Here is a 14,144-nt window from a genome sequence, read left to right on the forward strand (position 1 = left end):
GCGCTAAATGGAGTGCTTGGTTGTCGTGCGCTGCTTAGAAAGGGCGCATGACGATCGAGATCCGGCCGATCACCCCGGCTGAGGCAGTCGAGTATCTGCGCGTCCTGCCGTACGTGAACGGGTTTCCGCAGGAGGAGCCCGAGCCGTCGGCCTGGTACGCCGGGAGTGCCGCCTGGCCGCCGCAGGTGCCGAAGACCGCCGCGGACGTGCAGCGGTACGCCGAGGAGTTGCCGGCGGACTGGTTCCGCCCGCAGGCCGCGTTCGTGGACGGGAAGATCGTGGGCGGGTCGGCGATCGTCTCGGTGCAGGTGACCGTTCCGGGTGGCCGGCAGGTGGCGCTCGGCGGGGTGACGTCGACGGCCGTGCTGCCGACGTACCGGCGGCGTGGGCTGTTGCGGCAGATCATGGCGGCGATGCTGGACGACTGCCGGGAGCGCGGGGAGTTCCTGGCAGGGCTGAGTGCGAGTGAGGGGACCATCTACGGGCGGTACGGGTTCGGGCCGGCGACGTTCCAGCACCGGTGGGAGGTACGGCGTGCCGACGTGGAGTTCCGCGACGACTTCACGGATCCCGGTGCGCTCGAACTGGTCGATGCCGGAACAGCTTCTGCAGTGTGGCCGGTGCTGCACGAGCAGGTGCGGGCCGAGCGCGTGGGGGAGATCAGCCCGCTGCCAGGCAAGTGGGACAGGCTGGACGGGTTGCCCGCGGACGGGTCGGGCGTGGCGCACCACCTCGTGCACCGGGACGCCCACGGCGTAGTGGATGGTGCCGCGCTGTTCCGGTTGCCGTGGTCGCCGGACCCGGCGCAGGACGGCGTACTGCAGGTGGAGGCGTTCGAGGCGTTGTCGTTTGATGCTTACCGAGCGCTATGGGGGCTGTTGCTCGACTTCGACCTGACCAAGCGGGTGGTGGCGGCCCGTAGGCCGGTGGACGAGCCGCTGCGGTGGATGCTGACGAACCCGCGGGCGCTGAAGGTCACGCGTACGCGGGACAACCTGTGGCTGCGGATCCTCGACGTACGGGCGGCGTTGGAGGCACGGACGTACGTAGCGTCGGATGCGTTGGTGCTGGAGGTGGACGGCACACGGTGGCTGCTGGACGGTGGCAGTTGTACGGCGACCGACCGGGCCGCTGACGTCAGCCTCGGCGTGAACGAGCTGGGCTCGTTGTATCTGGGCGGTGTCCGCGCGAGTGAGCTTGCTTACGCGCGGCGGATCGTCCAGCACGCACCCGGGGCCGTGTCCCGGCTGGACGCGCTGCTGCGACCTGATCGCGCCCCGCACAACGCCGTGGGTTTCTGAGCGTTGTGACTGTGCGTGGTGTGACGCAATGGTGACTCGGGCGGCTGCTGGTCCGGTTGAATCCGCAGGCTAGGGTGGTCCGCGTCGTTGACCGGAGGCAATCGGCGCACACTTCAGCGCCGGGATGGTTCGAGGTGCTGTTTTCGTGCGCAAGCTGTTGAGTTTGGTCGTCGTCGCGACGCTGGGGGCGTCCCTGGTGGCGTGCGGATCGGACAAGAAGAACGAATTCGATGCCGCCGGTGTCAAGGTGACCTCGGACTTCGGGCAGAAGCCGACCATCACGCACCGCGAGGGCGACCCCGACAAGCAACTGGTCACCGAGGTCCTCAAGGAGGGCGACGGCCCGGTGGTGAAGAAGGGCGAGCTGCTCACCGCGAACTACCTCGGCCAGATCTGGCGCGACGGCAAGGTCTTCGACAACTCCTACGACCGCGGCGCGCCGTCGTCGTTCCCGATCGGGGTCGGCGGTGTCATCACCGGCTGGGACGAGGGCCTGGTCGGCAAGAAGATCGGCAGCCGGGTGCTGCTCTCGATCCCGTCCGACAAGGGCTACAAGTCCGAGGGCAACTCGCAGGCCGGCATCAAGGGTGACGACACGCTGATCTTCGTCGTCGACCTGGTCGGCGCGGCCGCCAACGACACCCCGCTGAACGCCGCTCCGGTGACCCCGTCGACGCCGACCAAGATCAGCGTCACCGGCGGCCTGAACGCCGAGCCGAAGGTCACCGTCGCGCCGGGCACCAAGCCGCCGGCGAAGCCCGGCAAGCCGATCGTGTTCGCGCTCGGCAAGGGCAAGCCGATCGAGAAGTCCAGCCAGCTGATCGGCCGCTACGTGGTGTACGACTACACCGGCAAGAAGCAGGCCAGCACCTGGGACCCGCAGCCCGCGACCGCGCAGAGCGCCGCCCAGCCGGCCGCGCCGACCGACCAGCTGCAGGTCGGCCCGGGCCCGAACGGGCAGACCGGCGCACTCGACGGGCTGGCCGGCGTCCCGATCGGTAGTCGCGTTCTCGTTGAGCTCCCGGCCTCCAAGGACCAGGCAGGCAAGGTGGTCAACGCCTTCGCCGTGATCGACGTGCTGAACGCTTTCCCGGCCCCCAAGACGACAGGCCAGTAAAGCACCGGATGTATGAGGATGGCCGGCTCCCTTCGTGGGAGCCGGCCGTTCGACGTTTCAGCGGGTTCGGCGGACTGCGCGGCGGCTGAACCAGCGGTTGGCGTCGGGCTGGAAGCTCAGCAGGATCGCGGTGATCACGGCCGTGATGTGCACGCAGCGGACGGCGGCGAACGCGATGAACGAGGCCGACCAGTGCAGCGTCCCGAAGTCGCCGTTGTGCAGCAGCCAGCCGATCGGGCCGACGACCAGCGAGGCGATGCCGACGGTGCCGAGCAGGACGGTGAGCAGCCAGCGGGACCAGCCGACGCCGGGACGGAAGTAGCGGTCGATGACCACGAACAGGCCGCCGTACACGATCGCCCGGAAGGCGACCTGCATGACCAGGCCGAGCAGCGGGGCGCCGTCGGCGATCGCGCCGGCGACCCCGAGGACGGACTCGGCGACACCGGCACCGACGGCGGTCAGCCAGAGCGTGGTCGCGCCGCGGACGGCCAGCGGCGGCTCTGGCCGGACGACGTCGTGGATCGTGAGGTTGCGGTGCTTGGTGCTGTTCATACCACCACTGTCGCGGCGGACGGCGATCCGATCAGGAGTGCTGCGACCCCAGCACGGGTAGACCTGGATCCACTGCTCAGCTACGTGCAGGCACGTCCACCAGCCGGGCCGCATGACGCCCGGCGGCGGCAGCAGCCTCGAAGTACGCGCGGTCCTCGTCCAGACCACGGCCCATCGTCGACAGCCTCACCGGGGCCGCCCGCATCGCGTCGTACAGCCCGTCGACGCCGACGCGCACCACGTGATGCCTGGCCTTCAACGGCTCGGCCGCATCGCGTACTGCGTCGCCGAAGTCGCCAGGCAGATCCGGTACGACGACATCGGCCGGTTGGAGCGCTACGCGGCCGTACGCGGTCAGGCTGTGGTGGGAGATGCCACGGTGCCGCGGGCGCGGGTCTGCCTCGGAGATCCTCAGTGACGCGACGGCCCGGCCACCCAGGGTGCCGATGGCGTTCACGGCCTCGCCCGACTGCACACCGGAGAAGCCCCAGCGCGTACCCGTCCCCAGGTTGCCGGGGCCTTGCGTGATGACGACCAGCTCGGCCGTAAGCACCTCTACCGCGGTCAGGAGCCCGGTGTGGACCGTTACCGCCTCACGGTCTCCACCGTACGCCTGGCCGACCGTGACGGTGCCGCTGAGCCAGCCGGCGTCCCGTAGCGACGCGACACTCCGCGAGAACGCCAGGGGGAGCGCCCCGCCGTCGGTCATCACGTAGACGACGCGTGTGGACGGCCGGGCCTCATACACGCCCGCCAGCACAGCAGGCAGCGCTGAGTGCAGGTCGGCGACGACTACCGGCGTACCGAAGAGATCGTCGGCGTCACGCAGGACGTCGTGGTCGGGGGAGTCCTGCTCGTCCGCCCCCATCACCATCGCCTGCAGCGGCGTGTACCGGGCCTTCACCAGGTGCCCGTGCTCCGGCGGGTCCTCCGGGAGCCTGTCCGGTACGGCGACCACCAGGGCGTACCCGCCCGTCCCCAGACCGCGGTCCAGCGCGCCGACGTTCAGCAGCACGCGGTCGCCCGCTACCGGCGTACCGACGAGCTCTGGGTACGCCAACGCACGCACAGTCTGTTGTCCGACCGTCACAGTCAGCTCAAGCGCGCCGGCCCAGCTCCGCCCGGCCTGTGCAACCACACCGTCCCGCCAACGAATCACACGAAGGACCCTACTGGGTCGAACCGGTGTTCGAAGTTCCGGTGCGGTAAGGCGGGTTTTGACCGCCGGAGGCCGTAAGGTGGTCGGGTGTCGGCGCGGAAAAGTGAGCGGCTGCTCAACGTGGTCATCTGCCTCCTGGTCGCGCGCACCTATGTGACCAAGGAGCGGATCCGCGAGGTCGTCGAGGGGTACGCGGGGCAGACCGACGACGCGTTCGAGAAGATGTTCGAGCGCGACAAGGACGAGTTGCGCGATCTCGGCATCCCGATCGAGATGGGCACGATCGACAAGTTCTTCTCCGACGAGGTCGGGTACCGGATCCGCCGCGACGTGTTCGAGCTGCCCGAGGTACACCTGGAGCCGGACGAGGCCGCCGTGCTCGGCGTCGCCGCGCGGGTCTGGCAGCACGCCGGGCTGTCCGAGGCGACCACGTCCGCGGTCCTGAAGCTGAAGGCGGCCGGGATCCAGACCGACCAGTCGGCGCTGAGCGCGATCGAGCCGCACGTCGGCGCGTCCGAGCCGTCGTTCGACCCGCTGTGGGCGGCCGTGGTGGCGCGCCAGGCGGTCCGGTTCCAGCATCTGCGCAGCGGCGCGTCCGAGCCGACCACCCGGACCCTGGAGCCGTGGGGCATCGTCTCCTGGCACGGCCGGTGGTACGTCGTCGGGCGCGATCGCGACCGGCAGGCGACCCGGATGTTCCGGATGTCACGGATCGGCGGCGCCGTGAAGACGGTGGGGGAGCCCGGCGCGTTCACGGTGCCGGAGGGGACCGACCTGCGCTCGCTGGTCACCGAGCTGGCCCCGCCGCGGCCGACGTCCGAGGCGAAGGTCCGGGCCCGGACCGGGTCCTGCGTGAGCCTGCGCCGCCGCGCGAACGCGATCGAGCCGTACGAGGACGGCTGGGACCTCCTGCACGTCCCGTACGCCGACTCGTCGGTGCTGGCCGAGGAGATCGCGTCGTATGGGACGGACGCGGTCGTCGAGGGCCCGGGCGACGTACTGGACGGGGTGCTGTGGCGGCTGCGGACGGTGGCGGCCGTATGAGTAATGCGCGTGACCAGGTGCAGCGGCTGCTGGCGCTGGTGCCTTACCTGCGGGAGAACGACGGTGCCCGCGTCGACGACGTCGCCAAGGAGTTCGGCGTCCGGCCGAAGCAGATCATCGCGGACCTGAAGGTGCTGTGGTTCTGCGGGCTGCCCGGTGCGCAGATGGGCGACCTGATCGAGATCGACATCGAGGCGGCCGAGGGCGACGGCGTCATCCACATCAACAACGCGGACTACCTGGCGCGCCCGCTGCGGCTGGCCGCCGACGAGGCGCTCGCGCTGCTGACCGCGCTCCGGACGCTCCGCGAGGTGACGGCCGGCCCGGACCGGGACGCCGTCGACCGCGCGATCGCGAAGCTGGAGCGCGCCGCCGGTGAAGCTGCCGCCGCGAGCGAGGGCGCCGCCGCGCACGTCCATGTCGAGCCGGCCGCGCCGGAGATCGCCGAGACCGTCAACCGCGGCCTCGCGACCAAGCGCCGCCTGCACCTGACGTACGACGTACCGTCCCGCGACGAGACGACCGAGCGGGACGTGGATCCGATGCGGCTCGTGGTGTCCGAGGGACGCACGTACCTCGAGGCCTGGTGCCGGCTGGCCGAGGACGTCCGGCTGTTCCGCCTGGACCGGATCGCGGACGTGAAACTCCTCGACCTGCCGAGCGAACCGCCGCCCGAGGCGACCCCGCGCGACCTGTCGAACGGCATGTTCCAGCCGTCCGAGCAGGACCTGCTGGCGACGCTCCGGCTGGCCCCGCCGGCCCGCTGGGTCGCGGAGTACTACCCGAACGAGTCCGTCGAGGAAGGCCCCGAGAACTCGCTGATCGTCAAGCTCCGGGTCGCCGACACGAACTGGCTGCAGCGCCTGGTCCTCCGCCTCGGCGGCGCCGCCACGGTCCTCGACCCACCCGACCTCACCACCCAGATCGCCGCCACCGCCCGCGACGCCCTCGCCGCGTACGACGTCTAGCCCTGGCTGAGCAGCCTCTCCAATTAGGAGCCGACGCGGGCCGCTCGCACACGAGGGGATATCCCCGCGTCTTGGGGGTTCTCCGGTGGTGTTAGAGGGGAGAACCCCCAACACGAACGGATATCCCCTCGTGTGCGGGGCAGTGGTGGGTGGGTGGGGATCAGCCCTGGCTGAGCTGCTTCTCCAAGGGGGAGCGGAAGCGGGGTGTGACGCGGACGCCTGCGAGCCAGGTGGTCCAGCGGGCGGCTTCGGACTCGACCCGGGCGGTGACCTCGGCGCCGACGTCCTCCAGCAGCTGGTAGCGGACCTCGCCGGACTCGGGCTGGCCCCAGCCGCCGATGATGCGGCCGTCGGACCAGATCGACGGGCCGATGTTGCCGGTGTTGTCGAACAGCTTGGACTTGTGCGGGCCGAGGAACCAGTCGCGCTCCTTCCAGCCCATCGGTGTGGGGTCCAGCCCGGGCAGGAACGCGACCCACGGCTCGACCGGGGCCTCGGGCGCCTCGTCGCCGGGCAGTACGTACCCGACCTGGCCGTCCAGGTCCACCTCGACGGCTTCGACGGCGGCCAGCGCCTTCCGGGTCTGGCCGAGCGTCCACCCGGCGTACCACTGGAGGTCCGCCGCCGTACCGGGGCCGAACGACGTCAGCCAGGCCCGCGCGAGTGTCACCCGCGCCTCGTCCGCCGGCGGCTTGTCGCCGAGGCCGCCGGGCAGCCAGTCCGCCGACGGCGACCACTGGTGCTGACCGCTCAGCCAGGTCCCCAGCGGCCGGCCGCGGACGATCCGCCCCTCTGCGGCCAGCTGGAACAGCACCCGGCTCGTCACGTACGGCTGAGCGGAGTACGACTTGCCCTCTGCCATGCTCAGCCGGGTCCGCAGCCGTGGCTCGTCCGCGGACAGCTCCTGCGCCGTCGCGGAACCGCGCAGCGCCAGGGCGGTCGCCGTGGACTCCTCCACGGTCGCCAGCCACCGCCCGCACGCCTCCGTGTCCTCGGCGATTCCCGCCTCGGCCAGGTGCTTCACCAGCAACTTCCGCTGCTTCACCGCGATGTCGTCCGAACACGCCGCCTGGACGACCGGCGCGAACGGTGTCGGTACGACGAACACCGTACGGCGCATGCCCAGCATCCGGATCAGCGCCCGGTCGTCGTACAGCGCACGCTCCGTGATCGCGACCTCACTCCCCGGAACTCGTGCGGCCACGCTCAGGTGCACCGTCGCCGGATCGGTCGCATGCAGCGCGACCATCGCCGCGGCCGCCGCGACCGGATCCGCCGCCTGGCAGCCCGCGCCGAGCCGGTGCCGGCGCCCGAGCCGGGCCCGCCGTTCCGTCACCTCGATACGCCTCATCCACACCCCTCGACCGGTCGGAAACACCCTGCAGGACACTCGGTTTTACCATCACGTTCCGGCACCGTTGTCCGCGGAGACGCACCGCGGGTCGTGGGCCGCGCGCCGGAACCGGCTAGGCTCCTGGGTATGTACTGGTTCCTGCTCTTCGTCGCGGTGGTGGTGGTGTGGACGATCGTCCTCGCCCTGCTCGCGCTGAAGCTCTGGCGCCAGGGCAAGGCACTGACGCGCGAGTTGGTCGCCGCCCAGTCCAAGCTGGACGCTGCCCAGTCCGCGGCCGGGTCTGGACAGACCCGTGATCACTCAGCAGCTCCGGCGTAGTATTCGGCCACACGAACTCAGGCTCGGGTCCCGAGTCGAGATGTTGGCAGTGTTTGATGTGAAAGGGAGATCGACATGGCAGCACCGCTCCTCGGTATGCCCCAAGGCGCAGAGTGGCTCGTGATCCTCGCGATCGTCGTGCTGCTGTTCGGTTCGGCGAAGCTGCCGCAGCTGGTCAAGCAGCTCGGCAAGTCGAAGAAGATCTGGGAGGACGAGGTCGGTCCGCGCAAGAAGGACGGCGAACTGACCGAAGAGGCCTCGCAGCAGCCGGTCCAGCAGCAGGCGCAGCCGGTCCAGCAGGCCCAGGCGCAGCCGAACCAGGCGAACGGCCCCGGCGACAACCTGCCGCCCACGCACACGGCGAACTGAACAGAACGCCCCACTTGTGTCGATGGTGAGGTTCGGGCGACGGAAGGCGAAGGAAGACCGCCGCCCGAAGGACCCAGAGGGTCGGATGACCCTGCGCGAACACATTGTCGAGCTCCGTAACCGGCTGCTCATCAGTGTGCTCGCGATTGTGGTGTGCACGATCGCGGCCTGGTTCATCTACTACCAGGCGCTGGAGATCCTGAAGCACCCGTTCGAAGAGGCCGTCCGGCCGTTCGCCGAGAACCGTGGCCTGAAGCCGCAGCTCACCTTCCAGGGCGTCGGCGACCCGCTGACGTTCCGGATCAAGGTGTCCGCGCTGCTCGGCCTGATCGTGGCCGGCCCGATCTGGCTGTTCCAGCTCTGGGCGTTCATCGCCCCGGGGCTGCACCGCAGCGAGAAGAAGTGGGCGTACCTGTTCGCCGCGATCGCCGCGCCGCTGTTCGCGACCGGTATCGCGCTCGGCTACTGGACGCTGCCGAAGGGCATCCAGATCCTGCTGGGCTTCACCCCGGATCAGGTGCAGAACCTGATCGAGCTCGGTCACTACCTGGACTTCGTGATCCGGACCTTGCTGGTCTTCGGCGTCGCGTTCCTGATCCCGCTGGTGGTCGTGCTGCTGAACATGGTCGGGGTGGTGCCGGCGTCCGCGCTGGCCAAGTTCCGGCCGTACATCATCCTGGTGATCTTCGTGTTCGCCGCGGTCGCGACGCCGTCCGGTGACCCGTTCACGATGTGCCTGCTGGCGATCCCGATGTGTCTGCTGTTCTTCGCGTCCGAGGTGATCGCCCGGATCAACGACAAACGCCGCAAGGTGCGCAACGACGAGTTGCTGGCGGACTAGGTGAGCCGACGGATCGCGCTGGTGGTGAACCCCTCCAGCGGACGGGGTCGTGGTGCGCGGATCGCGCCGTCGGTGCGGGAGCGGCTGGCCGCTGCCGGGCTCACGGTCGACGTGCACACCACCACCTGCGCGGACGACGTCGGCCGGATCGCCGCCGAGGTGGTCGCCTCCGGGGCGGACGCGGTCGCGCTGATCGGCGGCGACGGCACGATCCACCTCGGCGCGCAGGTGCTGGCCAATTCCGGGATGCCGTTCGGCGTCATCCCGGCCGGTACCGGCAACGACTTCGCCCGGGGCATCGGCGTACCGCTGAAGGACCCGGGCGCCGCGGCCGACCTGGTGATCGGCGGGCGGACCCGCGCGATCGACCTGGCGACGGCGAAGGACGTGTTCATCACGACGGTCGTGGCCGGCGGCTTCGACTCGCTGGTGAACAAGCGCGCCAACGCGATGTCCTGGCCGAAGGGCAGCTCCCGGTACACGCTCGCCACCTTCGCGGAGCTGCGCACCTTCAGCCCGCTCGAGTACGTCGTGACGGTCGACGGCGAGCAGATCGAGACCGCGGCGATGCTGGTCGCGGTCGGGACCGGGCCGACGTACGGCGGGGGACTGCAGATCTGCGCCGGTGCCGAGATCGACGACGGGCTGCTGGACGTCACGATCATCAAGCCGGTGTCGCGGATGACCCTGCTGCAGCTGTTCCCGAAGCTGTCGAAGGGGACCCACGTCGGCCACCCGGCGGTGCACGCGCTGCGCGGCCGATCGGTGCGGATCGAGTCGCCGGGGATCACGGCGTACGCCGACGGTGAGCCGCTCGGGCCGCTGCCGGTGGAGGTCGGGATCGCGCCCGGCGCGCTGACCGTCTTCCACTGAGACACAATCATGAAGTTCTGAGCTATTCCCCTCTCTGGGTTCGCTCTGATAGGAAAGGTTCCTAACAGTTCATTCCTCGGACGCCCCTCGGAGGACCCCATGGAAAACCGCCCCACCCGCCGGACCACGCTGCTGCTCGGCCTGTCCCTGGCTGCCGTGCCGGCCGGCCTCGCCGCCGCCCGCTTCGCGTCGCCCGCCGACGCCGCGGTCGCGGTGAAGGCGACCGGACTCGACGATCCCGCGAAGAAGGAGATCGCGATGGAGATCGTCTGCAGCGCGGAGAACTCGTCGCTGGACTGGAAGGCGCAGTACAAGTACATCGAGGACATCGACGACGGCCGTGGGTACACCGCGGGCATCATCGGATTCTGCTCCGGCACCGGCGACATGCTCGACCTGGTCGAGCTGTACACGAACCGGAAGCCGGGCAACGTGCTGGCGAAGTACCTGCCGGCGCTGCGCAAGGTGAACGGCAGCGACTCGCACCAGGGTCTCGACCCGAACTTCACCAAGGACTGGAAGACCGCGGCCAAGGACTCGGCGTTCCAGGGCTGCCAGAACGACGAGCGCGACCGGGTGTACTTCAACCCGGCCGTCAAGCAGGGCAAGGCCGACGGGATCGGCACCCTCGGGCAGTTCTGCTACTACGACGCGATCGTCATGCACGGCGACGGCGACGACCCGACCAGCTTCGGCGGAATCCGCAAGCGCGCGCTCAGTCACGCGAAGCCCCCGTCGCAGGGCGGGAACGAGACGACGTACCTGAACGCGTTCCTGGACGCCCGTGTGTGGGCGATGAAGCAGGAGGAGGCGCACAGCGACACCAGCCGCGTCGACACCGCCCAGCGGGTCTGGCTGAAGAAGGGCAACCTCGCGCTGAACACCCCGCTGGACTGGAAGGTGTACGGCGACCCGTACCACATCAGCTGATCACCCCACCGGACCGCGGCCGGGCTCTCATCGACCACCAGGGACGAGAGCCCGGCCGCGTCATGTCCGCGGTGCGTACGCGGCCAGGAAGATCCGTACGCCGGTGTCGACCAGGTGCTCGAGCTCCGCCGGGTCCACCGCGACCGCGCCGTACCAGGTCCGGTTCTGGACGGGCCCGGTGACCAGCAGGCCGAGGAACTCGGCGGCCTCGTCCGGGTCGGGCACCGCGAGCAGACCGCGCTCGTCCAGCGCCGCCAGCCGGCCGGCCAGCGCGTCCCGGGTCGGCTGCTCGCCGAGCAGCGCGGGGAAGTGCCGGACCTCGGCGATCATCAGCCGCAGGATCGCGGCCCGCTCGTTCGACCGGGAGATCTCGGTGGCGAAGGCGCGGCCGAACGTGCGCAGCGCGGGTTCCACCCCGGCGGCGTCGGCGATGTCGCCGAGCGTCTCGTCCAGCAACTGCCCGAACGCGCTCTCCATCCGCGCCCGGGTCTCGGCGACCGCGGACAGGAACAGGCGTTCCTTGCCGCCGTAGTAGTCGTACATCGTGCGCTTGGAGACCCCGGCCTCGGCCGCGATCGTGTCGACGCTGGCGCGCGCGTACCCCTCGTCGAGAAAGACCTTCAGGGCCGCTCGCACGATAGCGGCCCGCTTGGCTGGTGACCCTTCCCGCACGCTCCCACCCGTCCTCCGATCGGCTACACCGTGCAGTGTAGCGGAACTACACTGCACGGTGTAGTGTGCCACGCATGTCATCCACAACAGCGTTGGACAGGTCGGTCCTGAGACTCGGGGGCGTGGTGGTCGTCGGCGCCCTGACCCCGTTGCTCGACATGACGATGGTGACGGTGGCGCTGTCCCGGATCGCGGCCGGGTGCTGAGCCTGGCGTCCGTCCCGGCGCAGCTGGCCCCGATCGCCGGTCCGCCGCTCGGCGGGTTCGTGGTCGACGCGCTGGGTTGGCAGTGGCTGTTCCTGGTCAACGTGCCGATCGGCGTGACCGCGATCGTGCTTGCGTGGAAGGCCGTGCCGACGGGTCCGGTACGTCGTGGCGGCGGGCTGGACCTGGTCGGCCTGGCCCTGGTCGCGCCGGCGATCGCGCTCGTCGTCCTGAGCCTGAGCGGTACGGCCGCGTGGCCGGCGGCCGTCGCGGGGGTCGTCCTGCTCGCCGCGTTCGTCCGGCACGCGCTGCGGGCGGCGCGGCCGATCCTCGACGTCCGGCTGTTCGGGCATCGCGCGGTGTCCGTGGCCGCCGTACTGAACTTCCTGTCCCGGTTCTCGGTGTTCGGCGCGATGATCCTGATGCCGCTGTACTTCCAGCAGGTCCGCGGTCACAGTGCGCTCGAGGCGGGTCTGCTGCTCGCCCCGCAGAGCGTCGGCACGCTCCTCGCGCTGCCGCTGGTCGGCCGCCTGACCGACCGGATCGGCGCCCGCCCCCTCGTCCTCGGCGGAGTCGGGATCTCCGTCGCGGCGACGGCCGCCTTCACCCAGGTGACCGGGGAGAGCAGCCTGGTCGTGCCGGTGATCGCGCTGCTTTTCTGGGGGATCGGGATCGCCGCGGCCTCGGTACTGACCGCGATCCTCCAGTCGCGGCTCGGCCGGCATGCGGCCGAACCGGCCGCGGCGTTCGCGGACACGTTCTGGTGGATCCTCGCCTTCACGGCGGTCACGCTGCTCCCGGCCGTACTACTTCCTATCGCCAGAAACCGCAGTGGTGCTCCCGGCTGAGGTCGATCGGCGTCGGGGCGCCGAGCTGGAGGGCCTGCGTGGTGCTGCCGCCGTCGAATCGCGGCCAGGTCGGTAGGCCGGGACCGTTGGGGTCGCCGGAGCGCGCGAAGTTCGTCCAGTACTTCGTCATCTGCCGGGACAGGACGGTCTGCCGCGGGGTGAACCGGACGTCGACGTCGAACAGGTACGGCACCTCGGACCCGTGGTACGCGCCCGGCTCGTACCCGGCGGGGAACCCGAAGAAGTCCGGCGCGGTCCGGTCCGCGAACGAGAACGAGTACACGTCCGTGAACCGGGACATCGTCGTACTGCTGCGCAACGCCGTACAGACCCAGCCGCGGTCGGTCGTCACCGCGTTCCACGCCGCGATCCCGGTGCCGACGGCGGCGTACTCGCGCTCCACCGCCCCGGCCCGGTCGCCGAAGCTCTTCACGAGATTCTCGCGGTACGCCGTGGTCGTCATCGGCCCGGCCAGCTCGTACAGCCAGCCGAAGAAGCCCTGCTCGTCGCGGGTGTTGCCCTCCATCACCGGGACCCGGTTGAACAGCCCGGTCTTGAGGGCCGTCCGCGGGTCGATCGGGAGCAGCGGCGTACCGACGCCGACCTGGGTGAAGTCGCCCAGCTTCTGGATCGTGGACGTGTCCTTTGCCCGCAGACAGGCCAGGTCCGGGCAGCCGAGCTTGGTCGCGGCCGTCCGGCCCGCGGCGGCGATCTGCGCGCGCGGCGCCCACCACTGCTTGGCAGGACTGTCCGGGGAGTTGCCGTTGACCGGGAAGTTCGTCTCGCAGGAGCCACTCTCGATGATCGCGCGCGCCATCAGCGGCCCGGCGCTCGGCGAGGTGAGCTGGGCGCAGGTGGACAGCCCGCCGGCCGACTCGCCGAGGACGGTCACGTTGTGCGGGTCGCCGCCGAACGCGCGGGCGTTGCGCTGCACCCAACGGAGCGCGGCCTGCTGATCGGCGAGGCCGTACGTCCCGGAGTCCTTGAGGCCCGGGTACCCGAGGAAGCCGAGCGCCCCGAGACGGTAGTTGATCGTGACGACCACGACGTCGCCGGTCTCGGCGAGCCGGCGGCCGTCGTAGTCGCTGCCGGTGCCGCTGTTCCAGCCGCCGCCGTGGATCCAGAACATCACCGGACGGGGTTTCCCGGTGGTGCCCGGGGTGGTCACGTTGAGGTACAGGCAGTCCTCGGACGAGCCGGGTACGAGCGCCTTGGCGTCCGCGTCGAGCTGCGCGCACTGGGCGCCGGGTCTGCTCGCGTCGCGGACGCCGGTCCACGGCGCGGCCGGGCGCGGCATCGTCCAGCGGTACGGCCCGGTCGGCGGGGCGGCGTACGGGATGCCGTCGAAGGTCTGCGAACTGCCGCTGAGGACGCCGCGGACGGTTCCTTTGTCGGTCTGCACGACGGGCGGCGCGGCGCTCGACGGTACGGCGCTCACGGTCAGTGCTGCGGCCGTCAGCGCCAGGGTGGTTGCCAGGCTTCGAACACGAAAGGTGGTCACGTCGCGACCCTAGGAAGTCCACCTGGCCGGCCGGATCCACCATTGGTATCTGTCCGCAAGCAGATGGTCGGACGTGGGATTGTCCTTGGCG

Annotated in this window: 16 protein-coding genes; 11 read left to right on the forward strand and 5 right to left on the reverse strand. The window is 70.3% G+C overall.

The window, feature by feature from the left end; translation table 11 throughout:
* Positions 1 to 47: 47 nt before the first annotated feature.
* Positions 48 to 1,301: a GNAT family N-acetyltransferase gene (locus ACXJJ3_RS34215; RefSeq protein ID WP_458166018.1), complete on the forward strand. Its 1,254-nt coding sequence runs from the start codon at positions 48 to 50 to the stop codon at positions 1,299 to 1,301.
* A gap of 145 nt (positions 1,302 to 1,446) precedes the next feature.
* Positions 1,447 to 2,418, forward strand: coding sequence for an FKBP-type peptidyl-prolyl cis-trans isomerase (locus ACXJJ3_RS34220; RefSeq protein WP_458166019.1), 972 nt, complete (start codon positions 1,447 to 1,449; stop codon positions 2,416 to 2,418).
* A 57-nt stretch (positions 2,419 to 2,475) separates the two neighbouring features.
* On the opposite strand, the gene ACXJJ3_RS34225 is transcribed toward ACXJJ3_RS34220, so the two are convergent.
* Together ACXJJ3_RS34225 and ACXJJ3_RS34230 are read right to left on the reverse strand one after the other, a co-directional pair.
* Entirely contained in the window at positions 2,476 to 2,973 is a 498-nt protein-coding gene (locus ACXJJ3_RS34225) for a hypothetical protein (protein WP_458166020.1), read from the reverse strand.
* 76 nt (positions 2,974 to 3,049) lie between these two features.
* Entirely contained in the window at positions 3,050 to 4,132 is a 1,083-nt protein-coding gene (locus ACXJJ3_RS34230; protein WP_458166021.1) for a DUF3866 family protein, read from the reverse strand.
* 87 nt (positions 4,133 to 4,219) lie between these two features.
* Here ACXJJ3_RS34230 and ACXJJ3_RS34235 point away from each other — a divergent pair, with 87 nt between their 5' ends.
* Together ACXJJ3_RS34235 and ACXJJ3_RS34240 are read left to right on the forward strand one after the other, a co-directional pair.
* Entirely contained in the window at positions 4,220 to 5,176 is a 957-nt protein-coding gene (locus ACXJJ3_RS34235) for a helix-turn-helix transcriptional regulator (protein WP_458166022.1), read from the forward strand.
* A complete protein-coding gene (locus tag ACXJJ3_RS34240; RefSeq protein ID WP_458166023.1) occupies positions 5,173 to 6,144 on the forward strand; it encodes a helix-turn-helix transcriptional regulator in 972 nt (323 codons plus the stop codon). The genes ACXJJ3_RS34235 and ACXJJ3_RS34240 overlap by 4 nt, the downstream gene beginning before the upstream one ends.
* Positions 6,145 to 6,304: 160 nt before the next feature.
* On the opposite strand, the gene ACXJJ3_RS34245 is transcribed toward ACXJJ3_RS34240, so the two are convergent.
* A complete protein-coding gene (locus tag ACXJJ3_RS34245; RefSeq protein ID WP_458166024.1) occupies positions 6,305 to 7,495 on the reverse strand; it encodes a winged helix DNA-binding domain-containing protein in 1,191 nt (396 codons plus the stop codon).
* 129 nt (positions 7,496 to 7,624) lie between these two features.
* Here ACXJJ3_RS34245 and ACXJJ3_RS34250 point away from each other — a divergent pair, with 129 nt between their 5' ends.
* The 5 genes from ACXJJ3_RS34250 to ACXJJ3_RS34270 all read left to right on the forward strand — a co-directional run bounded on the left by ACXJJ3_RS34250 (position 7,625) and on the right by ACXJJ3_RS34270 (position 10,829).
* Positions 7,625 to 7,816: a hypothetical protein gene (locus tag ACXJJ3_RS34250; RefSeq protein WP_458166025.1), complete on the forward strand. Its 192-nt coding sequence runs from the start codon at positions 7,625 to 7,627 to the stop codon at positions 7,814 to 7,816.
* Positions 7,817 to 7,891: 75 nt separating this feature from the next.
* On the forward strand, positions 7,892 to 8,185 hold the full coding sequence (locus tag ACXJJ3_RS34255; RefSeq protein WP_458166026.1) for a twin-arginine translocase TatA/TatE family subunit: 294 nt from the start codon (positions 7,892 to 7,894) through the stop codon (positions 8,183 to 8,185).
* Positions 8,186 to 8,270: 85 nt separating this feature from the next.
* Positions 8,271 to 9,026, forward strand: a complete 756-nt coding sequence (tatC, locus tag ACXJJ3_RS34260) for a twin-arginine translocase subunit TatC (protein ID WP_458166027.1) — start codon at positions 8,271 to 8,273, stop codon at positions 9,024 to 9,026.
* A complete protein-coding gene (locus tag ACXJJ3_RS34265) occupies positions 9,027 to 9,899 on the forward strand; it encodes a diacylglycerol/lipid kinase family protein (RefSeq protein ID WP_458166028.1) in 873 nt (290 codons plus the stop codon).
* Positions 9,900 to 9,998: 99 nt separating this feature from the next.
* Positions 9,999 to 10,829: a chitosanase gene (locus ACXJJ3_RS34270; protein WP_458166029.1), complete on the forward strand. Its 831-nt coding sequence runs from the start codon at positions 9,999 to 10,001 to the stop codon at positions 10,827 to 10,829.
* Positions 10,830 to 10,889: 60 nt separating this feature from the next.
* On the opposite strand, the gene ACXJJ3_RS34275 is transcribed toward ACXJJ3_RS34270, so the two are convergent.
* Positions 10,890 to 11,465, reverse strand: coding sequence for a TetR/AcrR family transcriptional regulator (locus ACXJJ3_RS34275; RefSeq protein ID WP_458166030.1), 576 nt, complete (start codon positions 11,463 to 11,465; stop codon positions 10,890 to 10,892).
* Between the two features lie 110 nt (positions 11,466 to 11,575).
* Between ACXJJ3_RS34275 and ACXJJ3_RS34280 the strand changes: the two genes are divergently transcribed.
* On the forward strand, positions 11,576 to 11,707 hold the full coding sequence (locus ACXJJ3_RS34280) for a hypothetical protein (protein ID WP_458166031.1): 132 nt from the start codon (positions 11,576 to 11,578) through the stop codon (positions 11,705 to 11,707).
* Positions 11,701 to 12,552, forward strand: coding sequence for an MFS transporter (locus tag ACXJJ3_RS34285; protein WP_458166032.1), 852 nt, complete (start codon positions 11,701 to 11,703; stop codon positions 12,550 to 12,552). Before ACXJJ3_RS34280 ends, ACXJJ3_RS34285 begins: the two co-directional genes overlap by 7 nt.
* Here ACXJJ3_RS34285 and ACXJJ3_RS34290 read toward each other — a convergent pair.
* Positions 12,518 to 14,053: a carboxylesterase/lipase family protein gene (locus tag ACXJJ3_RS34290; protein ID WP_458166033.1), complete on the reverse strand. Its 1,536-nt coding sequence runs from the start codon at positions 14,051 to 14,053 to the stop codon at positions 12,518 to 12,520. The two genes, ACXJJ3_RS34285 and ACXJJ3_RS34290, sit on opposite strands and share 35 nt — an antisense overlap.
* Between the last annotated feature and the right edge of the window lie 91 nt (positions 14,054 to 14,144).

Source organism: Kribbella sp. WER1, from assembly GCF_054189145.1.